The 23,744-nt window shown below is 70.1% G+C and carries 27 protein-coding genes; 6 read left to right on the plus strand and 21 right to left on the minus strand.

Features of this window, described 5'->3' with window-relative positions; all coding sequences use genetic code 11:
* Positions 1–41: 41 nt before the first annotated feature.
* The 21 genes from Voc01_RS23985 to Voc01_RS24085 form a co-directional block, all read right to left on the minus strand.
* The gene (locus tag Voc01_RS23985) at positions 42–491 is read right to left on the minus strand and encodes a flagellar basal body-associated FliL family protein (protein ID WP_203929777.1); all 450 of its coding nucleotides are present in this window, start codon (positions 489–491) and stop codon (positions 42–44) included.
* A gap of 18 nt (positions 492–509) precedes the next feature.
* Entirely contained in the window at positions 510–1,418 is a 909-nt protein-coding gene (locus tag Voc01_RS23990; protein WP_203929778.1) for an OmpA/MotB family protein, read from the minus strand.
* Positions 1,419–1,485: 67 nt separating this feature from the next.
* Positions 1,486–2,262: a motility protein A gene (locus Voc01_RS23995; RefSeq protein WP_203929779.1), complete on the minus strand. Its 777-nt coding sequence runs from the start codon at positions 2,260–2,262 to the stop codon at positions 1,486–1,488.
* Positions 2,262–2,594 carry a flagellar FlbD family protein gene (locus tag Voc01_RS24000; protein ID WP_203929780.1) on the minus strand — a complete coding sequence of 111 codons (333 nt, stop codon included), beginning with the start codon at positions 2,592–2,594 and terminating at the stop codon, positions 2,262–2,264. The genes Voc01_RS23995 and Voc01_RS24000 overlap by 1 nt, the downstream gene beginning before the upstream one ends.
* Before the next feature lie 61 nt (positions 2,595–2,655).
* Positions 2,656–3,867, minus strand: a complete 1,212-nt coding sequence (locus tag Voc01_RS24005) for a flagellar hook protein FlgE (protein ID WP_203929781.1) — start codon at positions 3,865–3,867, stop codon at positions 2,656–2,658.
* A 44-nt stretch (positions 3,868–3,911) separates the two neighbouring features.
* The gene (locus tag Voc01_RS24010; protein WP_203929782.1) at positions 3,912–4,388 is read right to left on the minus strand and encodes a flagellar hook assembly protein FlgD; all 477 of its coding nucleotides are present in this window, start codon (positions 4,386–4,388) and stop codon (positions 3,912–3,914) included.
* Positions 4,389–4,412: 24 nt separating this feature from the next.
* A complete protein-coding gene (locus Voc01_RS24015; RefSeq protein ID WP_203929783.1) occupies positions 4,413–6,350 on the minus strand; it encodes a flagellar hook-length control protein FliK in 1,938 nt (645 codons plus the stop codon).
* 3 nt (positions 6,351–6,353) lie between these two features.
* Positions 6,354–6,971: a lytic transglycosylase domain-containing protein gene (locus Voc01_RS24020; RefSeq protein WP_203929784.1), complete on the minus strand. Its 618-nt coding sequence runs from the start codon at positions 6,969–6,971 to the stop codon at positions 6,354–6,356.
* Positions 6,972–6,973: 2 nt separating this feature from the next.
* Positions 6,974–7,417, minus strand: coding sequence for a hypothetical protein (locus tag Voc01_RS24025; RefSeq protein WP_203929785.1), 444 nt, complete (start codon positions 7,415–7,417; stop codon positions 6,974–6,976).
* On the minus strand, positions 7,417–8,718 hold the full coding sequence (locus tag Voc01_RS24030) for a FliI/YscN family ATPase (RefSeq protein WP_239160445.1): 1,302 nt from the start codon (positions 8,716–8,718) through the stop codon (positions 7,417–7,419). Before Voc01_RS24030 ends, Voc01_RS24025 begins: the two co-directional genes overlap by 1 nt.
* A complete protein-coding gene (locus Voc01_RS24035) occupies positions 8,715–9,404 on the minus strand; it encodes a FliH/SctL family protein (RefSeq protein WP_203929786.1) in 690 nt (229 codons plus the stop codon). The genes Voc01_RS24030 and Voc01_RS24035 overlap by 4 nt, the downstream gene beginning before the upstream one ends.
* Complete coding sequence (fliG, locus tag Voc01_RS24040) at positions 9,385–10,392, minus strand: flagellar motor switch protein FliG (RefSeq protein WP_239160446.1); 1,008 nt, start codon at positions 10,390–10,392, stop codon at positions 9,385–9,387. Before fliG ends, Voc01_RS24035 begins: the two co-directional genes overlap by 20 nt.
* Before the next feature lie 37 nt (positions 10,393–10,429).
* Complete coding sequence (gene fliF / locus Voc01_RS24045) at positions 10,430–12,067, minus strand: flagellar basal-body MS-ring/collar protein FliF (RefSeq protein WP_203929787.1); 1,638 nt, start codon at positions 12,065–12,067, stop codon at positions 10,430–10,432.
* Positions 12,064–12,321, minus strand: coding sequence for a flagellar hook-basal body complex protein FliE (gene fliE / locus Voc01_RS24050; RefSeq protein WP_239160447.1), 258 nt, complete (start codon positions 12,319–12,321; stop codon positions 12,064–12,066). The genes fliF and fliE overlap by 4 nt, the downstream gene beginning before the upstream one ends.
* A 63-nt stretch (positions 12,322–12,384) precedes the next feature.
* Positions 12,385–12,795 carry a flagellar basal body rod protein FlgC gene (locus tag Voc01_RS24055; RefSeq protein WP_203929789.1) on the minus strand — a complete coding sequence of 137 codons (411 nt, stop codon included), beginning with the start codon at positions 12,793–12,795 and terminating at the stop codon, positions 12,385–12,387.
* 70 nt (positions 12,796–12,865) lie between these two features.
* Entirely contained in the window at positions 12,866–13,213 is a 348-nt protein-coding gene (locus Voc01_RS24060; protein WP_203929790.1) for a flagellar basal body rod protein FlgB, read from the minus strand.
* A 254-nt stretch (positions 13,214–13,467) separates the two neighbouring features.
* Positions 13,468–13,794 carry a hypothetical protein gene (locus tag Voc01_RS24065; RefSeq protein ID WP_203929791.1) on the minus strand — a complete coding sequence of 109 codons (327 nt, stop codon included), beginning with the start codon at positions 13,792–13,794 and terminating at the stop codon, positions 13,468–13,470.
* Positions 13,795–13,801: 7 nt separating this feature from the next.
* Positions 13,802–14,200, minus strand: coding sequence for a flagellar export chaperone FliS (gene fliS, locus Voc01_RS24070; RefSeq protein ID WP_203929792.1), 399 nt, complete (start codon positions 14,198–14,200; stop codon positions 13,802–13,804).
* Positions 14,201–14,227: 27 nt separating this feature from the next.
* On the minus strand, positions 14,228–15,697 hold the full coding sequence (gene fliD / locus Voc01_RS54145; protein WP_203929793.1) for a flagellar filament capping protein FliD: 1,470 nt from the start codon (positions 15,695–15,697) through the stop codon (positions 14,228–14,230).
* Between the two features lie 122 nt (positions 15,698–15,819).
* On the minus strand, positions 15,820–16,689 hold the full coding sequence (locus tag Voc01_RS24080; protein WP_239160448.1) for a flagellin N-terminal helical domain-containing protein: 870 nt from the start codon (positions 16,687–16,689) through the stop codon (positions 15,820–15,822).
* 118 nt (positions 16,690–16,807) lie between these two features.
* Positions 16,808–17,674, minus strand: a complete 867-nt coding sequence (locus Voc01_RS24085) for a sigma-70 family RNA polymerase sigma factor (protein WP_239160449.1) — start codon at positions 17,672–17,674, stop codon at positions 16,808–16,810.
* A gap of 252 nt (positions 17,675–17,926) precedes the next feature.
* On the opposite strand from Voc01_RS24085, the gene Voc01_RS24090 reads away from it, so the two are divergent.
* The 6 genes from Voc01_RS24090 to Voc01_RS24115 all read left to right on the plus strand — a co-directional run bounded on the left by Voc01_RS24090 (position 17,927) and on the right by Voc01_RS24115 (position 23,535).
* On the plus strand, positions 17,927–18,409 hold the full coding sequence (locus Voc01_RS24090) for a flagellar protein FlgN (RefSeq protein WP_203929794.1): 483 nt from the start codon (positions 17,927–17,929) through the stop codon (positions 18,407–18,409).
* A complete protein-coding gene (gene flgK, locus Voc01_RS24095; RefSeq protein ID WP_203929795.1) occupies positions 18,410–19,810 on the plus strand; it encodes a flagellar hook-associated protein FlgK in 1,401 nt (466 codons plus the stop codon).
* Positions 19,811–19,816: 6 nt separating this feature from the next.
* Positions 19,817–20,692: a flagellar hook-associated protein FlgL gene (flgL, locus tag Voc01_RS24100; protein ID WP_203929796.1), complete on the plus strand. Its 876-nt coding sequence runs from the start codon at positions 19,817–19,819 to the stop codon at positions 20,690–20,692.
* 11 nt (positions 20,693–20,703) lie between these two features.
* Positions 20,704–21,159: a flagellar assembly protein FliW gene (gene fliW, locus Voc01_RS24105; protein WP_239160450.1), complete on the plus strand. Its 456-nt coding sequence runs from the start codon at positions 20,704–20,706 to the stop codon at positions 21,157–21,159.
* Positions 21,160–21,217: 58 nt separating this feature from the next.
* Positions 21,218–21,463 carry a carbon storage regulator CsrA gene (gene csrA, locus Voc01_RS54150; protein WP_203929797.1) on the plus strand — a complete coding sequence of 82 codons (246 nt, stop codon included), beginning with the start codon at positions 21,218–21,220 and terminating at the stop codon, positions 21,461–21,463.
* An 83-nt stretch (positions 21,464–21,546) separates the two neighbouring features.
* On the plus strand, positions 21,547–23,535 hold the full coding sequence (locus tag Voc01_RS24115) for a PAS domain-containing sensor histidine kinase (RefSeq protein ID WP_203929798.1): 1,989 nt from the start codon (positions 21,547–21,549) through the stop codon (positions 23,533–23,535).
* The last annotated feature ends 209 nt before the right edge of the window (positions 23,536–23,744 follow it).

A 23,744-nucleotide genomic window follows, 5' to 3' on the forward strand; every position in this document is an offset into this window, starting at 1 on the left:
CTCATCATCCGACAAAATAGCTCACTAACCCGGCAACCGGGTCATTGCATCACAAACTCGGTGAAGTAGATGTCGTAGACCTCCTCGTGATACGCCTTCTTGATCTTCTCCACCAGCTCCTTCTTCTGCGCCTCGCGCCCCTCGTTCGTCGACAGCTCGGCGACCGACTTGTTGCTGAACTGGGTGATCATGAGGTCCAGGGCCTGGCTGCCGTCGGGCTCGTGCGCGGCGTCGGCGGTCACCTGCAGGGCGATGCTGACCTTGAGGAAGTGCCCGTCGTCGAGGTTGATCGTGATGGAGTCCAGGGCGACCACCGCACCCGGCTCGTAGACGACCTCCTCCTTCTCGCCGCTGCTCTTGAAGAACATGAAGTACGCGCCGGCACCGCCACCGCCGAGCAGGACCACCGCGGCGATGATGATGATGAGCATCTTCTTGCTCTTCTTCGGCGCTTCGCCGTCGGCAGGGGCCGCCGCCTTGTCCTTGGCCATGAAACGTGTCCTCCGTGGTTAGTCAGGGTCGCCGGCGGCGCTGGGGAGCAGGGCGGCCTCGTTGGGCGGCAGGGACGACATCACGACGACCTCGACCCGGCGGTTGACGGTGGCGGCCTGCGGGTCGCCCGGGTCCAGCAGCGGCCGGGTGTCGGCGTAGCCGGCGGCGCTCATCCGGATCGCGGGGAGGCCGAACCGGTCGATGAGGTACCGCACCACGCTGGAGGCACGGGCCGACGACAGCTCCCAGCCGCTCGGGTAGTTCCGCGTCTGCACCGGAAGCTGGTTCGTGTGCCCGTCCACCTGGATCTTGTTCGGCAGGGCGGCGATGGTGGGCCCGATCGAGTCGAGGATGCCGCGGCCGCCGGCCTGCAGCTCCGCGCTGTCGCCGCCGAAGATCACCGAGCTGGTGACGATCGTGACCACCAGGCCCCGCTCGTCGATGGTGAACCGCACGTTGTTCGCCAGGCCCTTGGCCTCCAGCTCGGCGGTGAGCTTCTTCTGGATCTCCTGGAGCTTGTCGGCCTCGGTCTCGGCGCGCTGCGCCATCTGGCTCTGCTTGGCGCGGTCGGCGTCGGCGATCACCTTCTTCAGCTCCTCGTCCTCCGCGGCGGCCTCCGCCGGGTCGACGGGCTGGCCGACCTTGGAGCCGGGATCGAACGGCTGGGAGTCGGGCTCCGCCTCCTGGAGCTGGCTGCCGCGCCCTTCGAGAGCCACGTTCTCGGCACCGAAGCCGGCCGCGAGACCGGCCTTCAGCTTCACGAACTTGTCGGCGTCGACCTGGCTCATCGCGAACAGCACGATGAACAGCACCATCAGCAGCGTCATCATGTCGGCGTAGCTGACCAGCCAGCGCTCGTGGTTCTCATGTTCCTCGTGCGGGGGATGCTTCTTGTGCCGCTTCCCCTTGCCGTGCCCACCCGACATGCTTAAGCCCTCCCGCCGAAATCCCGCACAGGAGCGCCGCGTGAGCGCTTCCGCTCCGCTACAGCGCTCACGCGGCCTTCTTGTCCTCAGCGGGCGCGGTGCCGGGGGGCAGCATGCTGCGCAGCTTCTGGCCGACCAGGCGCGGGTTCGCGCCCGACTGGATGTTCACGATGCCGGCGATGACGAGCTCCATCTGGGTGGCCTCGTACTCCGACAGGCGCTTGACCTTCGCCGACAACGGCAGCCACATGAGGTTCGCCGAGAGCAGACCCCACAGCGTCGCGACGAACGCCGCGGCGATGAGGTGACCGAGCAGCTCCGGCTGGTCGAGCTTGGACAGCGCGTTGATCAGACCCAGCGTGGTACCCACGATGCCGACCGTCGGCGCGTACGCGCCCATGTCGGCGAGGATCTTCGCGTTCACCTTGTCCTGCTTGCGCTTCGCCTCGACCTCGGCCTCCAGGATGTCCTGCAGCTCGTCCTGGTCGGTGCCGTCGACCGCGAGCTGGAGTCCCTTGCGCAGGAACTCGTTCTCGACGTCCTTCATGCCGTCCTCGAGTGCCAGCAGACCCTCGCGGCGCGCCTTCTCGGCCAGCTTGACGATGTCGTCGAGCAGGGCGTCCGGCGGCTGGATCTTGGTCAGCAGCGCACCCTTCAGGGAGGCGAACATGCCGGTCATGTCCTTGAGCAGACCGCCGGCGAGGGCGACGCCGAGCGTGCCGCCGAACACGAGGATCAGCGGCGCGGGCAGCAGGATCTCGCCGATGCTGCCACCTTCGAGGATCAGCAGCGTGAAGACGGCGCCGAACGCCGCGACGATGCCGATGATGCTGGCCGGATCCATCAACGCTCCCTGGGGTGCAGCTGGACGACATTGGTCGGCTCAGCGTCGGTGGTGGGTTGTTCGCCGCCGTCGGCGGCGGGGCGGGGGCGTGCCGCGGACTGCGGCGGGTTGTGCGCCGCCAGCGACGGGTCGCCGGCCATGTGCTGCGCGTCGGCGATCACCGTGGCGCGGTACTGCCGGATGAGGCTGATGACCTCCGGCAGCGACTCGGCGACGAGGTACTTCTTGCCGTCGACGAGCGTGATGACCGTGTCGGGCGTGCAGTCGCACCGCTCGACCAGGTCGGGGTTGAGGGCGAATACGGGGCCGCCCAGGCGGGTCAGGAGTATCACGGTTGTCCTTCTTCCGTCCCAATCACGTCCGGGCGGCCTCTCGTGTCCTCTTATCGGCGGGTTATCGCTTCATGTTCACGAGCTCTTGGAGCAATTCGTCCGCGGTCGTGATCACCTTGGAGTTGGCCTGGAAACCGCGCTGGGACACGACCAGGTTGGTGAACTCCTGTCCCAGGTCCACATTGGACATCTCCAGCGCCTGGCCCTGCAGGAAGCCGCGGCCGCCGCTGCCGGCGGTGCCGAGCTGGGCCTCACCGGAGTTGACCGACGCGCGGTACACCGACTCGCCGGCCTTCTCCAGGCCCGGCGGGTTGTTGAAGTTCGCCATCGCGAGCTGCGCCAGCGTCTGCTTCTGGCCGTTGGAGAACACACCCACCAGCAGGCCGTCCTTGGAGATGCTGAACGAGGACAGCGAACCCATCCCGGAGCCGTTCTGCTGCTGCGGCGCGACGGTGTTCTGGCCGGCGAAGCCGGTCACCCTGGTCAGGTCGATGGTGATGCTGTTGCCGGAGTCTGCGATGGGCATGGTGAGCACGGTGTTGTGCGCGTTGGCGCCGTTGGCGCCGAGGTCCACCGAGCCGGTCACCGTGTTCGGCGGGGTGGCCGTGTCGGTCGCCGACACCTGCCACGTGGTCGCCGGGGCCGCGTCCTTGGTGAACGTGACCGACAGCGTCTTCTCGGCACCGGCCTGGTCGTAGATCTTGACCGACGTGGTGATCTCGGTGCCGTCGGCCGCGTTCTTCGGCAGGTTGCCGGCGAAGATCGTGCTGTCGGTCTCCCGCGGCGGGCGCAGCGTGCTGATCGGCAGCGTCACGTCGCCGGGCACCGACTTGGTGTCGACCAAGCCGGCCGCGTTCGTGCCCCAGCCCTGCATCACCATGCCCTGCGGGTTCACCAGGCGGCCGTCGGCGTCGAACGAGAACGCGCCCGCGCGGGTGTACATCTGCTCGCCCTTGTTGTCGACGACGAAGAAGCCGTCACCGTTGATCATCATGTCGGTGCTGCGGCCGGTCACCTGCGTCGAGCCCTGGGTGAAGTTCGTGGTGACGGCCGACAGCTGCACACCGAGGCCGATCTGCGACGGGTTCGTACCGCCGTTGCCGGCCTGCGGCGCGCCGGCGCCGGTGACCATCTGGCTCAACGTGTCCTGGAAGATGGCCGACGACGACTTGAAACCGGTGGTGTTGACGTTCGCGATGTTGTTCGCGGTGACGTCCATCATCTGCTGGTGCGTGCGCAGACCGCTGATGCCGGTGAAGAGTGAACGCAGCATGTCGGATGTTGCCTTTCGTGAAAAAGCAGAGCGTTCAAGGGGTGCTACTTGGCCGCGGGGTTCCCGCTGGCGGCCGGTGGGTTCTTGACTTCCTTGACCGAGGACAGCGCAACATCCGTGTTCCCGACCTTGAGGTGCGGGTTGCTGCCGATGGTGGTGGCGGTGACCACGCCGGTGGCTTCCTTGCCGTCGATGCCGGTGTAGGTCACGGTCTTGCCGATCAGGCCCGTCGCGCTGGTCATCAGCTGCGCGGTGATCATTTCCTGCTGCTGCTTGGTGACTTCCTCGAGCTTCTCGACCATCGTGAACTGCGCCGTCTGGGAGAGAAACTGCGACGTGTCGGTGGGCTTGGACGGGTCCTGGAACTTCAGCTGCGCCACGAGCAGCTTCAGGAACAGGTCCTTGTCCATCTGGGTCTTCGACTTCGCGTTCGGGTCCGGCTTCGGCTCGGTGCCGGGCGTCGCCGGGATCGTCGGCACGGTCGGCGGCAGTTCGGTCGATCCAGAGATCGGCGAGCTCATCGCGTCTCCTTCCAGTCGGGTGGGTCAGACCTGGAGGTCCACCGAACGGGTCGCCGCCCGGTCGGCGGCGGTGCGGTGTTCGGCGGCCCGCGGATCGGGTTCGCCGGGACCGCTGTGGCCGGTCGGCCGCGCGGTTCCGGGGTCGGTGTCCGGTTGATGTCCACCGTGCTGCTGGTGCTGCCCGGCGAGGCCCGGGTGGTGCGGCTGCTGCTGCCCGGGTTGACCGCCCGGCTGCCCGAACGCCAGCTGGGTCGACTGCTGTGACGACTGCTGTGACGGCTGTTGCGACGACTGCTGTCCGCCGCCGAACTGCGCGGTGGACGACTGCGCCGCCGCGGCGACGGCCGGACTGTACTGCCCGGTGGCGTCGTCCCGCCGGATCGGGCCGGTGCCGTCCGGTTGCACCACCTGTCCGATCGGCTGACCGTCAGTCTTGGCGCCCGCGGTTGTCGTCGCGGTCCCGTCGGTTGCGTAGTTGGTTGCAGTGGCGGTGACCGGTGAGGCCGGTGCGGTCGGTGCGGTCGCCTGTGCCGGTTGCGCCGTGTGGTGCGGCGCGGGCTGGGTGGCCTGTACGGGTTGCGCGGCGGTTGCCGCCGCGGCTCCCGGCCCGGTCGCCGGTGCGGTGCCGGGCGCGGTGCCCGGCACCGCCTGCGCGGCGCTCTGCGCCCAGGCCGGCCGCAGCGGGTCGGATTGCGGCGCCTCGCGTACGTTGAGGGTCAGCGTGGCGAAGCCGCCGTCGCGCAGGTCGCGTTCGAGCTGCGGCAGGGCGGCACGCAGCGCGTCGCGGCCGACGTCGGTGGCTCCGGTGAGCTGAACCGAGAGCTGGTCGCCCTTGACGGTCGCCGTCACGCTCACCGGCCCCAGCTCCTCCGGGTTCAACAGGATCGTGAGCTGGTGGGTGCCGTCGGGTCCGGCCCGCAACGGCGCCAGCCGCAACGCGAGCTGTGCCGCCGGCGGCAGGTCCGGGGTGGGCGCCGGAGCCGGTGCCGCCGAGGTGGTCGGTGCGGCGCTGTCCGCGCGGGCCGCGGCCAGCGTCGGGATCCACGCCTGCTCGGGACCGCGGGTGAGCTGACCGTCGCCGTGGTCCTGCCCCGGTGCGGTGTCGGCGAACGCCGTTCCCTGGCGCACCGCCGTCTCCGCGGTGGACCCGCCCGGAACACCCGCGTCCACTGTGGACGTCGCGGACCCCGGCACCCCGGCCGTACGGCTGACCGGTTCCGGCGCCGCGACGCCCGGAGCGCCGGGCACCGGTACGCCGGAAGCGGTGGTTCCCGCCACGGAGCCGGCGAGTGCGCCGGTGAGCCCGGCCGCGGCGGCGGCTCCCGCGGCCTGCGCGGCCGGTGCGGCGGCCACGGCGGCGGGCACGGCGGCGGGCACGGTGGCGGGCACGGTGGCGGGCACAGCGGAGGCCAGCGGAACGGCGGTCGGCGCGGGGGCGGTGACCGGGCCCGGTGTGGACGGTGTACCGGCGCCGGGCACCGGTGCCACCACAGTGGACGGTGCGGCCGCCGCGGTGGGCGGTGGTGCCGCGCCGGCGGGCAGCGTTCCCTGGGCACCGGCGGGTTGGCCGGGAACCGTGAACATGGTCGGCTGGCCCGCGGCCGGCAGGGGCAGGAGGTTGCCCGGAAGCGTCGTCGGCACCACGGTGCCGCCTGTCGGCGTGGCCGGCACGTACGGGGCGGCCGTACCGGTGGACTCCGTCGCCGGGGGGAGCGCTCGCGCGTCTCCGATCGGGAGATTGAGCCCGACGAGCAGCGCGCCACCGAACGGCGCCGCGGTGGCCGCGGCCATCGCCTCCAGCGACTCCTCGGTGGCGTCGCTGTCGTGGGAGCCGTCGGCGCCGCTCGACAGTCCACTGAGGACGGAGCCGAAGAGCGAGCCCGAGTCGGTGGCCTCCGACGCGCCCGCGGCGGCGGGGGAGACCGGTGCGGCGGGCGCCGCGAAGGTGATCGGCATCGACATGGGTCAGCCTCCGAGTGCGGCGAGCGCCGCCTTGACCTTGGGCACGTACGCCTGCGTCTCCGCGTACGGCGGGATGCCCCCGTGCTTGCGCACCGCGCCGCCGCCGGCGTTGTAGGCGGCGAGCGCGAGTTCGAGGGATCCGAACTCCTTGAGGTTCGCCTTGAGGATGCGGGCCGCGCCGTCGACGGCCTGCGCCGGGTCGAACGCGTCGACACCGGCGCCACGAGCGGTCGACGGCATGATCTGCATCAGGCCCTGCGCGCCCGCGGGGCTGACCGCGCGCTGGTCGTAGTTCGACTCGACCTTCGCGACCGCGGCGAGCAGCCGCGGCGAGATGCCGTACTTCGCGCCGGCGGCGTTGAACAGATCGGCGTACGGGATCCCCGACACCGCACCGCTCAGGCCGGTGGCGGCGACGAGGTTCGCCGGGCGGGCGCCCACTGCGACCGGCACAGCGGCGGCGCCGATGGCGCGGCTGACGGCCTTCTCCGCGCGGTCACCCTCCATTGTGGACTGCAGCGTCGCCGCGAACTGTTCGCCCGACGCCGTCGCCGGCTTCCGGGTGACCGCGAGCTGGCCCTGCAGCTGCGCGATGCGGCTCATCACATCCGAGACACCCATGTCTAGTGGCGGTCCTTCCGCTGGTTGCGCTGGCTCTGCGTGTAGCGGGCGTTGGTGATGTCGTCGACCTCGGCCCGCTCGGCCACCTCCGCCCGGTGGCGGCGGGTGACGGCGTGCCGCTCGGCGAGCTTCTCCATCGCCTTGCGCTGGCGGGCCGCCGCGGCGAGATCGGCCTTGCGGTTCTCGACGATGACCTCGGCCTCCTCGGCCTGACCCACCGCGAACGCGAGCTCGGCCGCCATCGCCTGCCGGGTGGCCATCGCCACGGCGAGCGCGTTGGCGGTGCTGTAGTCGGCCTTCTCCGCCTGGTCGAGGGTCGCCGACTGGCGGTGCACCTCGGCCATCGCGGCGTTCGCGGTGAACCGCGACCGGGCCACCTCCGCCTTGGCGGCGTTCTCCTGTGCGACGCGGGCGCGTAGGACGCCGGCGAACTTGAACAGGGCCATCAGGCTGCTCCTTCCGCGAGCAGGTGGGCGAGCGCGACCCAGGCGTCGTGCGCGCTGGTCTGGTCGGTCATGTCCTGGCGCAGGAACCCGTTGATGCTCGGTTCCAGCGCACGCCCGCGGTCGGCGAGCGGGTTGGTGCCGGGAACGTAGGCGCCGATCTCGACGAGCTCCTTCACCTCGCGGCCGGCCGCCATCAGGCGCCGCAGCTCGGTGGCGGCGGCCCGCTGCGCGGGAGTGGTGACAGCGCCGGACACACGCGACACCGACTCCAGCACGTCGATGCTCGGGAAGTGGCCCGAGGTGGCCAGCCGCCGGTCGAGCACGATATGACCGTCCAGGATGGACCGTGCGGCGTCGGCGATCGGCTCGTTGTGCTCGTCGCCCTCGACGAGCACCGTGTAGAGGCCGGTGATGCTGCCGACCGCGCCGGGTCCGGCACGCTCCAGCAGGCGGGGGAGCATCGCGAACGTCGAGGGCGGGTAGCCGCGCGTCGCCGGTGGTTCGCCGGCCGACAGCCCGACCTCGCGTTGGGCCATGGCGGCCCGGGTGAGACTGTCCATCAGCAGCAGCACGTCCCTGCCGTGGTCGCGGAAGAACTCCGCGATGCGGGTCGCCACGAAGCAGGCCCGCAGGCGCACGAGCGGCGGCTGGTCGGACGTCGCGATCACCACGACGGCCTTCGCCAGTCCCTCGGCGCCGAGGTCGTGCTCGAGGAACTCGCGTACCTCGCGGCCGCGCTCACCGACCAGGCACACCACGGTGATCTCGGCCTCGGTACCCCGGGTGATCATCGACATGAGGCTGGACTTGCCGACGCCTGAGCCGGCGAAGATGCCCATGCGCTGCCCGCGGCCGCACGGGATCAGCGTGTCGAGCGCCCGCACGCCCAGCGGCAGCGGCTCGTTGACGAGCTTGCGCTCCAACGCGTTCGGCGGCACGTTCTCGACCGTCACGTAGTGCAGACCGGGCGGCAGCGGCCGGCCGTCCATCGGCTGGCCGAGGCCGTCGAGGATGCGCCCGCGCAGGCTGTCGCCGACCGGAACCTGCAGCGGGCCGCCGGTGTTGCGCACCCGCGCGCCGGCCGAGATGCCCGACAGCGGGCCGAGGGGCAGGCAGGCGAGCTGCTCGTCGTCGATCGAGACGACCTCCGCCGGCACCCGCTCGTCGATGACCACGAGGTCACCGACCGCGGCGCGGATGCCGCCGACGCTCACCGACAGACCGACGACCGAGGTCACCTGTCCGAAGACCTCGGGGGCGGCGACCCGCAGCGCCGGCCGCATGACGTCGAGGAGTCTCACGCGATCTCCAGTGCCTGGCGGGCGCGCTCGACAGCGGCGGCCACCCGGGACTCGATGGTGCTGGCGTCGCACTCGACGACCGCGTCACCGGGCGCCAGCGCCGGATCGGCGACCACCAGGATCTCGCGGCCGTCGACGGTAGCGGTGCCGGACAGCGTGGCCGCGTCGGTCGGGCTCAGCCGGGCGACGGCCCCGCGCCCGGGTGGCGCGAGCGCGAGAGCACGCGCGATCGCGTCGCGCCCCGGCTCGGTGGCCGTGGCGAGCTCGCGCCCGATGATGGCCTCGGCCAACGCGAACGCCGCCTCGACCAGCTCCACCTGGAGGTCCTCGACCGCCGGCGTGGCGCGTTGCTCGAACCGGTCGACGGCCGCGGCGAGGGCACCCAGCACCCGCCGGGCGCTCTCCTCCTGCGCGAAGGTGATCTCGGCCGCCTCGGCGGCGAACGCCTCGCGCGCCTCCCGGGCCGCCAGCTCCGCCGCCTGGCGGCCCTCGGCCCACCCGGCCGCGTAGCCGGCGGCCTGTGCCTCCGCGCGCAGCCGCGCGGCGACGTCCTCGGGCAGCGCGGCGTGCTGCGCGAAGCCCGCGTCGAACCGGACGCTCCGCGCGGTCTGCGCCGCGGCGTCGCGTACCAGTCCCGTCGTGCCGACCGCCCGGTGGCTGCGGGCGTCAGGCGACCATCTCGTCATCGTCACCCCGTGTGATCATGATCTGGCCCGACTCCTCGAGCGCCCGGATGCTCTGGACGATCTTGGCCTGGGCATCCTCGACGGTCTTGAGCCGCTGCGGGCCGAGCAGCTCGATCTCCTCGGACAGGTTCTCCGCCGCCCGTTCCGACATGTTCTTCATGACCTTCAGGCGCACGTCCTCGCGCACACCCTTGAGGGCGACGGCGAGGTCGCCGCTCTCGACCTGCCGCAGCACGAGCTGGATGGCGCGGTCGTCGAGCGTGATGATGTCCTCGAACACGAACATCTGCGCCCGTACCAGCTCGGCGAGCTCGGGGTTGCGCTCGCTGAGCCCCTCCAGGATCATCCGCTCGGTCGCCCGGTCGGAGCGGTTGATGATGTCGACGAGCGGCTGCAGACCGCCGACGCTCGACAGGTCCGCCGGCTGCAGCACGGAGCTGAGCTTGCGCTCCAGCGTCGCCTCGACCTGGCGCACGATGTCCGGCGAGGTGCGGTCCATCATCGCGATCCGGTTGGCCACGTCGGCCTGCAGGTCCGGCGCGAGGCCCGAGAGGACCTGCGACGCCTGCGACGCGGTCATGTGCGCCAGCACCAGCGCGACCGTCTGCGGGTGCTCGTCCTGCACGAACGACAGCAGCTGCCGCGAGTCGGCCTTCTCCAGGAACGCGAACGGCAGGTCGCGGAACACCGCGGCGAGCCGGTCGACCATCTCGCCGGCCTTGTCCTTGCCCATCGACTGCACCAGCATCTCGCGGGCGAAGTCCATGCCGCCCTGCGCCACGTGCCGCTGCACGAGCATCATCGTGTGGAACTCGTCGACCACGCTGTCGATCGCGTCGGCGTCGACGAACCCCGTGCGCACGATCTCGGCGGTGAGCTCCTCGACCTCCGCGTCGCGCATCTCCCCGAGCACCTTGGCCGCGTTTTCCTTGCCCATCTGAACAAGTAGCACCGCCGCTTTACGCAGCCCGCTCATCTCGTCGGCCATCGGTCCCCCTCTCCGTGCTCAGGTCTTCAGGTGGTGTTCAGCCGCGCCGGTCGGCCAACCAGCTGCGCAGCAGCGTGGCCACCTCGTCGGGCTGGCGCTCGACGAGCGCCGTGATCTCGCGGGACCGCTCGGCCCGGGCCAGTTGCTCGGCGTCGGGCTCGGCCGGCCCGGCCGTCAGGGCGCCGGCGGCGCCGGTGCCGGCCGCGAGCGCGGCCATCTGACGGGACTCGAGCTCGGCCTGCTCGGCCTCGAACCGCTCGATCTCGGCCTGCAGCATCTTCTTCAGCTTCTTGTTGCGGCGGCGGTTGCCGATCAGCGCGATCAGGATCAGCAGCACCACGCCGAGCACCGTGGCACCGGTCTTGACCATCGACAGGAGCGCCGCGTTCTTGTCGGCCGCCTTCGCCTGGTCGAGCTGCCGCTGGGCGGCCTCGGCGCCGCTGGTGTCGAACGTCAACGCGCTCACCGCGATCGTGTCGCCCCGCGTCGGGTCCAGGCCGACGGCCGAGGAGATCAGCTGCTGCAGCTGTGCCTCGTTGGCGCCCTGCACCGCGTCACTGTTGATCATCACCGCGACCGAGAGCTTCTTGACCGCGCCGGGCGCCGACCGCCGCACCTCGTCGGTGACGTCGACCGCGTTGTTGCGGGTCGCCTCGCTCTGCTCGTACGAACCACCGCCGCTGGCACCCGTGCCGTCGGCGTTCACCGGTACCTGGACGTTGTCCGGGCCCAGCACGCCACCGACCGGAGCGCCGCCCGTGCCGTTGGAGTACTTCTCGGTCTTGGTGCTCTCCGCGACCGGCGGCATGTTCGGGGTGGCCGAGTACTTGCGGCTCTTGGTCTCGGTGTTGTCGAAGTCGAGGTCCGCGCTGATCTGCACGACCGCGTTGCCGGCACCCAGGGCCTGGTCGAGCATCCGCTGCACCGACGCGTTCATGCGCGACTCGAAGTCGGAGGTCGCGCGCGCCCGCGAGTCGGTGCTGCCGCCGGCGGAACCGGACCCGCCCGGCGCCGACAGCACGCGGCCGTCGGCGCCGACGACCGTCACCGCGCCGGGTTCCAGCCCCTCGATGCTCGACGACACCAGGTGCACGACGGCCTGGACCTGGTCCTCCGTGAGCTGTTTGCCCGCACCGGTGGCGACGAGCACCGAGGCGGTCGGCTTCTGCTGGTCGTCGGTGAACACGTCCTTCTGCGGGATCGCGAGGTGCACGGTCGCGGCGGTCACGCCGTCGATCGACTTGATGCTGTTGGCGAGCTCGCCCTCCATCGCGCGGCGGTAGCCGACCTGTTGCATGAACTCGCTCGTCATCACGTTCTGGTTGTCGAGGATCGAGTAGCCGCCGTTCGACGTGTCGGCCGGCAGGCCCTGGCCGCTCATGGTCAGCCGCAGGGAGTAGACCTGCTCCTTGGGCACCAGGATCGTGTTGCCGCCGTCGGTCAGCTCGTACGGCACGCCCTCGGCGTCGAGCTGCTCCACGATGGCCGCGGCGTCGGCGCCAGCGAGGTTCGAGTACAGCGGCGCGTAGGTCGGCTTCGACACCCACGTGGCGAAGAAGTAGCCACCGACCACGATCGCGATGACCGCGACGATCGAGACGGCCTTCTGCCCCGGCGTGAACGAGCCGAACTTGCCCGTGACACTCCGCAGAGCGGCGGCCAACCGGCCTTTCACGCCTGCAACCTCATGATCTCGTTGAACGCCTCAACGGCCTTGTTGCGCAGGGCGACCGTCAGCTGCACGGCGAGCCCGGCCTCGTTGGCGGCGATCAGGTAGTTGTGCACGTCCTGCAGACGGCCGGTGGCGGCCTCGATGGCGAGGCCGTCGGCTTTCGTCTGCATCGCCTGCACCTTGTCCAGGCCGCCCGAGACGAGCGCGCCGAAGTCCAGGCCGCCGGTGGAGGTGGCGGCGGCGTCGATGTCGCCCATGGTGCCGATGGGGCTGATAGGGGCGAACCCGCCGATGGGACCGATCGGTTCGATACTCATGGTCTACGCCCTCCCGAGCTGCAGTGCCGCCTGGTACGCCTCACGCGCGCGGTCGACGACCGCGAGGTTCGCCTGGTATCCGCGCTGCGCCATGATGAGGTTGCCCATCTGGTCACCGAGGTTGATGTCCGGGTACCGCACGTTGCCGTTCTCGTCGGCGAGCGGGTGGTCGGGCTCGTAGACGAGCTTCCCCTGGGTCCTGCCGGAGAACACCGCGCCGCCGACCTCCGCGCCCTCGGTGCCCCGGCCGTAGTCGACGGCCCGGGCGATGATGTAGCGCGCCTGGAAGGCGTCGTTGCTCGTGCTGGTGACGTTGTTGATGTTCGCGATGTTGTCGCTGACCGCGTCGAGCCACTTCCGGTGCACCGTGAGCCCGGTACCGGAGATCCCGAGAACGCCGAAGATTCCACTCATGCTGTCGCTCCGCTGCGCTCCGCGAGGCATTCGCCAAGCACTGTGCTGATGATTCGCTCGCAGGGCTCGCTCATGCCCCACTGCCCATCGCCGTGCGCAGCGTCGAGATCTTGCCGTCGATCACGCGCAGCATCAGCTGGTAGCGCAGGTTCGTGTCGATGTGGGTCAGCGTCTCGTGGTCGAGGTTGACGTTGTTGCCGTTGACCCGCGTGGGCTCCAGCGAGCGCTGGTTCAGGAACCTCGTCGCGGCCGGTTCGCCGTCGCGCACCGCTTCCCGGAGGTTGTCCTCGAACGAGACGCGTCCCGCCAGGAATCCCGGGGTCTCCAGGTTCGCGATGTTGTCGGCGGTGACGCGCTGGCGCATGGCGAGGCCGTTGAGTGCCGTGTGCGCGGTGACCGATGTGATGTCGTCGAGCACGGACGAACTCCTTCTCGCGAGGAGGGTGCCAGTCCGTGGCCGGTGCCGAGCGATCCGTGCTCTCAACAACCACTATCGGAAATTCGCCCGGCGTGCCGAGTGCGTTCCGGTTGCCAACCGGTTGTATCCTCCGCCGAACCGGACACCCGGTCGGTTCCGTCCGGGTGCGAATTGGTTGCCGGGCCTTGGTCTGCCCGATTCCACTGCCCGCAACGGCAAACGGCCCTCCGGTTCGTGCCGGGGGGCCGTTGCTTCTACATGGCGCGGTCGACATACGTCGGTGGTGCTTTTCCGTACCCCTGCTCCACCTTCGCGGCGAACGCCGCCTGCTTGCGGTTCGCCGCGATCGCCACGGCCAGCTCCCGGGTGGCGTTCAGCTGGCGGGTCAGGATCGCGTCGGCGCGCGGCTTGAGGTCCAGTGGCAGCGGCCCGAGTCCGGGCGGCGGCGTCCACGGGTCGGCCAGCGGCAGGTCGCGGACGCGTTGCGCGTCGGCGATCAGCGCCTCCACCCGCGCCACGTCGGCGTCCAGAGCGTCGAGGGCCGCGACCCACGCGGTCCGCCAGCTCCCGGGGCGCTCCATCGCTCGCCTAGGAGGCCGCTACCGGCGCCGCCGTCGACATCGCGGCTTCCCGCCAGCTGTCGCGCAGCGGCTCGATGAGCCCGCGGCAGTCCGACACCCGCTTGATGTCGCCGTTCATGTTGGCGTGGATGAGCTCGGTGAGCACGAACGTGTAGAGCTGCGCCAGGCCGTTCGCCGCCTCCCAGGCGTCGAGCTTCAGCGACGTGCGCAGTTCCAGCACGATGTCCTGTGCGTGGATGAGGTGGCTCGACGCCGTCACCCGGTCGCCGGCCCGCAGCGCCTCCTCGCCCCGGTTGAGGTCGAGCACGAGCCGGTCGTACAGCATCACCAGGAGCTTGGCCGGGGGAGCGGTGGCGATGGAGTCGGCGAGATAGCGCTCGCGCATCGCCGGGTTCGGAACGGTCATCGAATGTTGTCCCTTGCTGTCTCGTGGTTAACCGAGGCCCGCCAACTGACCGGCCAGCCAGCTGGACTGCTGCTGCATCTTGCTCAGCGCGACCTCCAGGTTGGAGAACTGGCGCTGGAGGTTCTCCTTGCGCAGTTCCAGCCGGGTGTCCCAGGCGGCCACCTGGTCGTTGAGGCCCTTGATGGTCTCGTTGCGGCGTTGGATGATGCCGCCCAGCGTGCCCTGCTTGATGGTTCCGGTCGGGTCGGTGGGCAGGAGGACGCCTTCGGTCGCCGTGACGCTGATGGTCTGGAGCTTGCGGGCGATCCCCTCGGCGGTGTCCCATCCGGGTTCGAACGCGTTCGGGTTCGCCTTGGCGTGCGGCTTCTCGGTGTACTTGTCGAAGTAGGCCTGCGTCTTGGCCGGGTCGGCCTCGAACGCGGCGAGGAACTTGTCGCGGTCGAAGCTCAGCGTTCCGGTCTTGTCGAGGTTGACGCCCACCGCCGACAGGCTGCCGAGCGAGCCGGCGCCACCGGCGACCGCGCCGAGGATCTCCTGGCCGAGGCCGCGCAGCGCGGCGTCACCGGGCAGGGCGCCGGCGGTGGCGTTGCCGCCGGTCTTCGTCGCGGTCGCGGTCCTGATCTCGGTCAGTGCCGCCTGGGTGGCCTCGACGAACGCGGCGACCTTGTCGGCGACGGCGTTCGCGTCGTTGGCGACACCGATGGTGACCGGGGTGTCGGTCTGCTTCTTGGTGACCGTGATGGACATGCCGGGCAGCACGTCGTTGAACGTGTTGCTGGCCGAGGTGACCGTGTAGCCGGTGAGGGCGTCGTCGCCGATGGTCAGCTTCGCGTCGGAGCCCTTGGTGGTGGTGCTGACGGCGCCGAGCAGGTCGATGCCGTCGGGCATGTAGGCGCCGCCGGCGGCCTTGGTGGCGAACGCGCTCGCCGCGCCCGGCTCGGTGGCGGTGAGCTGCAGCGTGTACTTGCCGGGGGCGATCTGCACCGCGGCGGCCCTGTAGGCGGCGTTGGCGGTGTTGTTGATGGTGTTGACCACCGACTGCAGCGACGCGTTCTCCGGCGTCACGTCGACCTCGCTGCCGTCCTTCAGCAGCACCTTCATGTAGCTGCCGGTCATGACGGGCGCGGTGTTCGCGTCGGTGGTCGAGCCGACGGCCTTGGTGACGTCCTTGAAGGTCTGTGTGTGGGTCGCGGCGACGGAGTCGATGGTGAAGCTCAGCGACCCGGTCGGCGTGCCGGCCTTCGCGGTGACGATCGCGGCGTCCGACGAGGAGGTCGACTTCGCCGCGCCCCACGTCTCGGCGGAACCCACCGCCTTCGCGGCGGTGGCGAGCGCGGCGAGCTTCGTGTTGACGCCCTGGTACGCCGTGACCGCCTTGTTCTGTACGGAGATCTTGTTCTTGAGCTGGTTCTGGGGAACGGCTTCGACCTGCATGAGCTGGTTGATCATGTTGGTCGTGTCCATGCCGCTGACCAGTCCGTCGATGCTCGACGTCATGGTGGCTCCCCTCCATGGGTGGTTCTGGCAATGAGAACGGGCGGCCGGCGATGTCGCCGACCGCCCGCCCATTCAGTTGTGTATTGAGTTGTCGTCGCTGACTGTCGTTGCTACCGCTCGGATTAGCGGAGCAGCTGCAGAACGTTCTGCGGAGCCTGGTTGGCCTGAGCCAGCATCGCGGTACCGGCCTGGGACAGGATCTGGCTGCGCGTGAACGACATCATCTCCTGTGCCATGTCGGTGTCCCGGATCCGGCTCTCGGATGCGCTCATGTTCTCCACCGCGACCGACAGCGAGTTGATCGTGTGCTCGAGCCGGTTCTGCGACGCACCCATCTTGGCGCGCGCCCCAGAGATGTCGGTGATCTCCGTGTTGATCAGGTCGATCTGAGTGGTGTCACCGACGCCACCCGTGTTCGCACCAGCGGCGGTGCGCAGCGCGCCAGCGGCACCGGCCAGGTCGACGCCGGTCAGGTCGACCGACACCTGGTCGTTGCTGTTGGCGCCCACCTGGAACTTCAGGTTCGCCGAGCCGTTGAGCAGCTTGACGCCGTTGAAGTCCGTACGGGTGCCGATCGCCTCGATCTCGTCCGCGAGGGAGTTGAGCTCCGAGTTGATGCCGTCCAGGGAGGTCTGGTTGTTGCTGCCGTTCGCGGCCTGCACCTGCAGGTCACGACCGCGCTGAAGAATGCTGTGCACCTCCTGGAGGGCACCCTCAGCGGTCTGCACAACGCTCACACCATCCTGGGCGTTGCGGACGGCGGTCTTGAGACCGCCGACCTGGCTCCGCAGACCCTCGCTGATCGCGAGGCCCGCGGCGTCGTCGGCCGCCCGGTTGATCCGGAAACCCGACGACAGCTTCTCGAGCGACTTGGACATCTGACCGTCGGAAACGGACAGGTTCCGGTAGGCGTTCTGAGCAGCGATGTTCTGGTTGATACGGAGGGCCATTGGGTTCCTTCTTCCTTGAGAGGCTCTCTTCGCCGGCTCCATCCGTGGGGCCGGTCGACTGTCACATCGGGCCCGCGGGCCCGGTTCTTAGGGAACTTTCCCGAGAAATATTGGGAAAACCAGGTCGCAACCGGTCAGCAACCGTTAAAAGGCAACGGGTCTACGCGGTGCGGGTGAGGGGAAGGCCGTGGCTGTCGGTGAACGAGAGCCGGCTGCGCAGATCGCCGTGCGCCGTGATCTGTGCGTAGTAGGCCTCGCGGCGGCGGGCCACGCAGCCGCCCGGCCGGTCGGGGCCGGACACGAGGTCGGGGTCCAGGTGGGCGTTCAGCCCGTCGCGGAGCAGGATCAGCGCCTCGGCGCGCAGCTGCGACACCCGTGACTCGGTGACGCCGAGCTCGCCGGCGATGTCGGCCATCGGCAGCTCCTGGAAGAAGTACGCCTCCACGACGCGGCGGAGCCGGTCGGGCAGCGCGGCGATCGCGTTGTGCAGGTAGCCGACCTTCTCGCGGTGCACGAGCAGGTCCTCGGGGCCGGCGGTGCGCTCGGGCACCAGGTCCTCGGCGGTGCCGGCGGCGAAGCCCTGCAGGCTCAGGACCACCGCGCGCTGCACGTCCTCGTCGACGGCCTTGATCTCGTCGATCGCCACGCCCATCGCCTCGGCCAGCTCGGCCGGAGTGGGCGTGCGGCCCAGCGTCGCGGTCAGCTGCTGCTGCGCGGTCTCCAGCTTGCGGGCGCGGCTGCGCACCGAGCGGCTGGCCCAGTCGAGGCCGCGCAGCTCGTCGAGCAGGGCGCCGCGGATGCGCGTGGTGGCGAACCCGCCGAACGGGATGCCGCGCCCGGCGTCGAAGTTCTGCGCGGCCGTCGCCAGCGCCGCCATGCCGGCGGAGACGAGGTCCTCGCGGCTGACGTGGGAGGGGAGGCGGCTGAGCATCTCGCGGACGAGGTGCCCGACCAGCGGCAGGTGGCTGCGGACGAGCTCGTCGACCGAGGGCTTGGCGATCGGTGCGGGTGCGGCGGAAAGACTCACGGCGACCTCTTCGCAGGCGATGTGGCTGTTCGGACTGCGGCAGCCGCGCGGCGGAGGTCGGAGGTGTGTCCGCCCGTCAAGCTGGCCAGGTACGAGCGTCTGTCGCTCTGGGTGCACCGAAGGGTCACTGACAGTTGCAGTCGAGTTGCCGTCGTCTCGCGCTGGCACCGAAAACCTCAGGTGCCGCGGATGACCGACGAATGGCGAGGCAACGCACCGCTCCAGGCGTTGCGCTGACGGAAGGGGCAGCAGGTGGGCCTGTCAGACCTGTCGAGCATCCTGTGGCGGGAACGGGAGATGCTCGAACTGCTCCTCTTCAAGCTGGAGGAGGAGCAGCTGATCCTCGCGAGCGGTCGGGGCCGGTGGTTGGCCCATGCGACCCGTGAGGTGGAAGTCGTCCTCGACCAGATCCGCCGCACCGAGGTCGTGCGCGCCGCGGAGGTCGAGGTCATCGGTGCCCAGCTCGGCCTCGGACCCGACGCCAGCCTCGGCCAGCTCGCCGACCACGCCCCCGCACCCTGGGGAGACCTCCTCCGCGAGCACCGCAAGGCGTTCCTGGCCCTCGCGTCGGAGGTCAATGCGATCGCCGAGACCAACAGGGACCTGTTGACCTCGGGCCAACGGGCGGTGCGCGAGACCATGCTCGCCTTCGTCGGCTCGGTGGAGACCTACAACCCGCGCGGCGAGACCGTCGCCGCCGCCCCCCGGACCCGGATTCTCGACCAGGCGGTCTGAATGAGCACTTTCCGCGGCATTTCCGCGTCACTCACCGCGTTGCACGCGAACCAGCGCGCGATGGAGGTGACGGCCAACAACATCGCGAACGTCAACACCGAGGGCTACACCCGTCAACGCGTCAACCTGACCGAGATCGGCGGACCGTCGGTGCCCGGCGTGCACGCGCAGGCGAGGCCCGTCGGCGACGGCGTGATGATCGACAACGTCCAGCGCCTGCGCGACGCGTTCCTGGAGAGCCGCGGACGCGTCGAGCACGGCCAGCAGGCCTACCTGCAGGGCACCCAGCAGACCCTCGGCCGCATCGAGGCAGCCTTCGCCGAGCCCGGGGAGAACGCGCTGCAGGCCCAGCTGGGCGAGATGTGGAACGCGTTCGCCGACGTGGCGAACAAGCCCGACGACCAGGCCGCGCGGTCCGCGCTGGTGGTGCGGTCGACGGTGGTCGCCGACACCATCCGCAACGCCTCCGGCCAGATGGAGTCGGTGTGGAACACGGCCCACGAACAGCTGAACGCGCTCGTCACCGAGGTCAACGCGACCGCGCGGACCGTGGCCGAGCTCAACCAGGCGGTCGTGTCCAACAGCAACATCGGCCAGCCGGCGAACGACCTGGCCGACAAGCGCGACCTCGCGGTCATGAAGCTGGTCGAGCTCACCGGCGGCACCGTGCACGACCGGCCCGACGGGTCCGTCGACGTCCAGGTGGGCGGTTCGCTCCTCGTGCTCGGCAGCACCAGCCGCCAGTTCCAGGAACCGACGGGCGCGCACGACATCGGTGACGCGAAGCTCGGCAGTTTCGTCGAGGTGCGGTGGGCCGACGGGAACAACCCGAAGGTCGCCACCTCGGCGGGCAAGCTGGGTGCCGCCCTGGAGACGCTGAACTCGACGCTGCCGACGTACAGCAAGCGGCTCGACGAGGTCGCCAAGGACCTGGCCGACACCGTGAACACGGTGCACGCGCAGGGGCAGACCGACGCCGGCGTCCGCGGCGGCGCGTACTTCGGGTCGGGTTCGGCCGACCCGGTGAACGCGTCGAACATCCGCATGGAGATCAGCGATCTCAAGGACCTCGCCATCGCCGACTACGGCGCCGCACCCGGCGCCAAGGACGGCACCAACGCCGACCGGATGGCCGACCTGGCCAAGGAACCGGACGGTCCGGACCAGCGCTACAAGCGGATGGTCGTGGACCTCGGCGTGCAGACCCAGGCGACGAACCGCCGGGTCGAGATCCAGAACGGCATCGTCAACGAGGTCGATGCCCAACGGGCCGGTGAGTCGGGGGTGAACCTCGATGAGGAGATGACCAACCTCGTCCAGTTCGAGCGTGGGTACCAGGCCGCGGCGCGGGTGATCACCACGATCGACGAGATGCTCGACACGCTGATCAACAGGATGTGATGACGGATGCGGGTGACCCACGGCTCGATCGCCAAGAACGTCCTTGCCAACCTGCAGAACAACGTCAACCGGCTCAACGAGACGCAGCAGCGGCTGTCGAGCGGCAAGCAGATCAACCGGCCGTCCGACTCGCCGGGCGGCACCGTCTCGTCGATGGAGCTCCGGTCGTCGTTGGCTCAGCAGCAGCAGTACAAGCGCAACGCCGACGACGGCATCGCGTGGCTCAACGTCGCCGACAGCGCCCTGCAGGGCGTCGACGAGAAGGTCACCCGGGCCCGCAGCCTGGTGCTGCAGGGCATGTCGGCGGGCAACGGCCAGGAGTCACGCAACGCCCTCGCCGCGGAGATCCGTGAGCTCAGCGAGGCGATCCGCAGCGAGGCGAACACGTCCTACCTGAACCGGCCGGTGTTCGGCGGCACCGGAGCGTCGACGGAGGCCTTCCCGAAGGCGGGCGGGTTCACCGGAGACAGTGTCCAGGTGCTCCGCACGGTGGGTACCAACACCAAGGTGGCGGTGAACGTGGACGGTAGGGCCGTGTTCGGCGACGGCAACGACTCGATCTTCAACGTCCTGTCGGAGATCGCCACCAAGTTGGAGAACGACCCGGACGCGCTGAAGGTGGAACTGGATCGGCTCGACTCCCGAGCCGCTACGATTCGTAATGGTCTGTCCACCGTCGGTGCACGAACAAACCAGCTGGAACGGATGCGTCAGGCGGCCGACGACATGGCCCTGAACGTCACCCAGTCCCTGAGCGACGTGGAGGACATCGACCTGCCCCAGACCATTACCGAGCTTCAGCTCCAGCAGACCGCGTACCAGGCGGCACTCGCCGCCGGGGCACGTGTGGTCCAACCCAGTCTCGTCGAGTTCCTCCGTTAAGGAGACAGATCATGCCCAGCGTCAAAACCCGTTCCGAGAAGGCCGCGGAAATGGCCGAGACCGCCAGTCAGGACCTCGAGATCCCGGTGCTCGAGTTCGTGTCGCCGATGCCGGGTTTCCCGGACCACAACCAGTTCGTCCTGGTGCGGGTCCACGACGAGGGTGTGCTGTACGCCCTTACCTCGGTCAGCGACCCTGACCTGAGGTTCCTCGTGGTCCCGCCGGCGCCGTTCTTCACCAACTACGAGCCGGAGATCGACGACGAGTCGCTGGCCGCGATGGGCGCGACCGAGAAGGACGCCGACAAGCTGGCGATCCTGCTCGTGGTGACCGCCGGCGACACCGCCGGGTCGTCGACGGCCAACCTGATGGCGCCGATCATCGTCAACGAGTCCAACCGGACGGCCTGCCAACTGGTGCTCGGCGGCAGCTGGCCGGTCCGGGCGGTCCTCATGCCTGCGGCTTGAATCGGGTAGTCTGCGCTTATCGCCCATTTCGGGGTGATTACCCGAAGGGGGAGCGCCAGTGCTCGTGCTGACCCGCCGCCCAGGCGAGAGCATCATGATCGGCGACGACATCGTCGTCACCGTGCTCGACGTCCGGGGGGATGTCGTCCGCGTGGGTATCAAGGCGCCGCGCTCGGTGCAGGTGCACCGCGAAGAGGTGTACCTGGAGCTGCAGAGGGCCAACCGCGAAGCCGCCTCGCCCAGCGAGTCGGCCGTCGAGGCCCTGAGTGAGCTGTTGAAGGGCGGGCCGATGTCGGGGGCGTGAGCCGCTTGCGGCTCGCGCCCCCGACATCGCCAAGCGAAGCTCATTCGGCCTCCCGAACGGGCATTCGACGCAATACTGACGGGGTGACGCGGCCCCTCGACTCCGCCGGAAGGTGGCGGCGGCTCGCGCCGTTCGGGGCGGTGGTCGCGGTCGCGCTGGCGCTCGCTCCGGTACCGCCGGCGGTCCGCACGGTGCCGCTGCTGCTCGCGCTGGCGCTCACCGCGGCGGCGGTCGCGGCGGTCGCGCTCCTTCCGTGGAGACGGTGGCCAGCGGACGCGTCAGCGGCGCCGGCCGTGGCCGCGATGGCCATCCTCGGACTGCTCCACCACGGCTCGTCGGAGCCGGCGAGCGGCTACGGCCCGCTGGTCCTGGTCCCCGTGTTCTGGTTCGCGCTGCACCACGGCGCACGGCAACTGGCGGGCGGCCTCGCGCTCGCGGCCCTGATCCTTCTTCCCCCGGTGCTCGACGACCCGGCCGGCCTGCGGCTCACCGCGCTGTGGCTGTGCGCGGCCGGCGCCGTCACGTGGACAACGCACCGGCTGGTGCTGCGGTCGGCGTCCGCCCGGGCCGCCGCCGGCCGCGAGCGCGACTTCACCGCGGCCGTGCTCGACGCGAGCGCCCTCCTGCTGATCGTGCTCGACGGCGACGGCCGGATCGTCGCGTTCAACCGCCGCTGCGAGGAGCAGACCGGGCTGCGCGCCGCCGACGTGCGCGGCCAGCTGTTCTTCGAGGTCGTTCCGCCGCCCGAGCACGCGGCCACCGACGTGCGCACGGTCCGCGCGGCGTTCGCCCGCATCACCGCCGCCGACTTCCCGCTCACCTTCGACAACCACTGGACGTTCGTCGACGGGCGGCGGCACTCGCTGGGGTGGCGGGCGAGCGCGCTCGGCTCGACGAACCACGTGGTGGTCACCGGCGTCGACGTCACCGACCAGCGCGAGGCGGAGCGGACGCTCGCGCACGTGCTGACCGCCGCCACCGACAACTCGATCGTCGCGACCGGAACCGACGGCGTGGTGACCGTATTCAACGCCGGCGCGGAACGCATGCTCGGCTACGACGCCGAGGAGGTCGTCGGCTGGGTGTCGCCGCTGCTGTGGCACCACCCGGACGAGCTCGCCGAGCGGGCGGCGGCGATGGACGTCGCGCCCGGTGCCGCGTTGTTCCGCCCGGCCGAGGAGATCGGCCCGCAGGAGTGGACGTACGTGCGCAAGGACGGCACGCACGTGCCGGTTGTGCTGACCACCACCGAGATCCGCGACGACCTGGGCGAGGTGACCGGCTATCTGAGCGTGGCCCGCGACGTGACCCGCGAACGCCGCGGCGCCGAGGCCATGCGGGCCGCCCTGGCGCGGGAGACCGCCGCCGCCGACCGGCTGCGCGAGCTCGACCGCTTCCGCAGCGACCTCGTCGCGACCGTCTCCCACGAGCTGCGCACGCCGCTCACGAGCATCCTCGGCAACATCGAACTGCTGGCCGACGGCGACGCCGGCGCGCTCAGCGGCCCGCAGGCCCGCCTGATCGCCGCCGTGGAACGCAACGCGCGGCGGCTGCTGGCGCTCATCGAGGACCTGCTGATGCTGTCGCGCATCGAGTCCGGCGCCGTGAAGATCAACGCACGGCCGGTGCACGTGCGGGCTATCGTCGGCGGTGCGCTGGAGGCGCTGACCACCGTCCGCGCGACCCGGGGCGTCGAGCTGTCCGTCGACCTGCTCAGCGAGCACCTGGTGGTGCTGGGCGACCAGGCGCAGCTGGAGCGGGTGCTGATCAACCTGGTCGACAACGGGTTGAAGTTCACCCCGCCCGGCGGCCACGTACACGTCACCGTCGACGACGAGGACGGCTACGCCCGCCTGGTCGTCTCCGACACGGGGATGGGCATCCCCACCGACGAGGTCGACAGCGTGTTCGAGCGGTTCTTCCGCTCGACCCGGTCACAGGAGCGGGCGGCCCAGGGCACCGGCCTGGGGCTCGCGATCACCAAGTCGATCGTCGAGCGCCACGGCGGGCGCATCTGGGCCGCCTCCGGCGGCGAGGGCACCCGGGTCACGTGCCTCCTGCCCCGGGCGTGAGGCCGACCCGGCTTCGACATAAACGACGCTCTATCCAGTGCGGTTCCGGGGCGGAATTGCACACTGGATAGAGCGTCGTTTATGTCAAGGACCGCCTACGGCAGGTCGTACTGGTACAGGTTGCACCGGTACCGGCAAGCCGCTGACCTGCGACTAATCCGCGATCACGCTTCTGACCTGCGTTTTCTGGTCCGGTTAGATCCGATCGG

The sequence above is a fragment of the Virgisporangium ochraceum genome, from assembly GCF_016863655.1.
GTDB lineage: Bacteria > Actinomycetota > Actinomycetes > Mycobacteriales > Micromonosporaceae > Virgisporangium > Virgisporangium ochraceum.

What these genes read in the sequence shown, in the direction of transcription:
- Voc01_RS24020 (WP_203929784.1), bottom strand. Translation starts at nt 6,971, where the DNA reads ATGGGTGTCTCGGATGTGATGAGCCGCATCGCGCAGCTGCAGGGCCAG.
- Voc01_RS23985 (WP_203929777.1), bottom strand. Translation starts at nt 491, where the DNA reads ATGGCCAAGGACAAGGCGGCGGCCCCTGCCGACGGCGAAGCGCCGAAG.
- Voc01_RS24065 (WP_203929791.1), bottom strand. Translation starts at nt 13,794, where the DNA reads ATGGAGCGCCCCGGGAGCTGGCGGACCGCGTGGGTCGCGGCCCTCGAC.
- Voc01_RS24035 (WP_203929786.1), bottom strand. Translation starts at nt 9,404, where the DNA reads ATGACGAGATGGTCGCCTGACGCCCGCAGCCACCGGGCGGTCGGCACG.
- Voc01_RS24015 (WP_203929783.1), bottom strand. Translation starts at nt 6,350, where the DNA reads ATGTCGATGCCGATCACCTTCGCGGCGCCCGCCGCACCGGTCTCCCCC.
- flgK (WP_203929795.1), top strand. Translation starts at nt 18,410, where the DNA reads ATGAGCACTTTCCGCGGCATTTCCGCGTCACTCACCGCGTTGCACGCG.
- Voc01_RS24005 (WP_203929781.1), bottom strand. Translation starts at nt 3,867, where the DNA reads ATGCTGCGTTCACTCTTCACCGGCATCAGCGGTCTGCGCACGCACCAG.
- Voc01_RS23990 (WP_203929778.1), bottom strand. Translation starts at nt 1,418, where the DNA reads ATGTCGGGTGGGCACGGCAAGGGGAAGCGGCACAAGAAGCATCCCCCG.
- Voc01_RS24080 (WP_239160448.1), bottom strand. Translation starts at nt 16,689, where the DNA reads ATGGAGCCGGCGAAGAGAGCCTCTCAAGGAAGAAGGAACCCAATGGCC.
- Voc01_RS24025 (WP_203929785.1), bottom strand. Translation starts at nt 7,417, where the DNA reads ATGGCCCTGTTCAAGTTCGCCGGCGTCCTACGCGCCCGCGTCGCACAG.
- Voc01_RS24010 (WP_203929782.1), bottom strand. Translation starts at nt 4,388, where the DNA reads ATGAGCTCGCCGATCTCTGGATCGACCGAACTGCCGCCGACCGTGCCG.
- fliD (WP_203929793.1), bottom strand. Translation starts at nt 15,697, where the DNA reads ATGACGTCGAGCATCGACGGACTGGTCAGCGGCATGGACACGACCAAC.
- flgL (WP_203929796.1), top strand. Translation starts at nt 19,817, where the DNA reads ATGCGGGTGACCCACGGCTCGATCGCCAAGAACGTCCTTGCCAACCTG.
- Voc01_RS24055 (WP_203929789.1), bottom strand. Translation starts at nt 12,795, where the DNA reads ATGAGTGGAATCTTCGGCGTTCTCGGGATCTCCGGTACCGGGCTCACG.
- fliG (WP_239160446.1), bottom strand. Translation starts at nt 10,392, where the DNA reads ATGGCCGACGAGATGAGCGGGCTGCGTAAAGCGGCGGTGCTACTTGTT.
- Voc01_RS23995 (WP_203929779.1), bottom strand. Translation starts at nt 2,262, where the DNA reads ATGGATCCGGCCAGCATCATCGGCATCGTCGCGGCGTTCGGCGCCGTC.
- fliS (WP_203929792.1), bottom strand. Translation starts at nt 14,200, where the DNA reads ATGACCGTTCCGAACCCGGCGATGCGCGAGCGCTATCTCGCCGACTCC.
- fliE (WP_239160447.1), bottom strand. Translation starts at nt 12,321, where the DNA reads ATGGGCGACATCGACGCCGCCGCCACCTCCACCGGCGGCCTGGACTTC.
- fliW (WP_239160450.1), top strand. Translation starts at nt 20,704, where the DNA reads ATGCCCAGCGTCAAAACCCGTTCCGAGAAGGCCGCGGAAATGGCCGAG.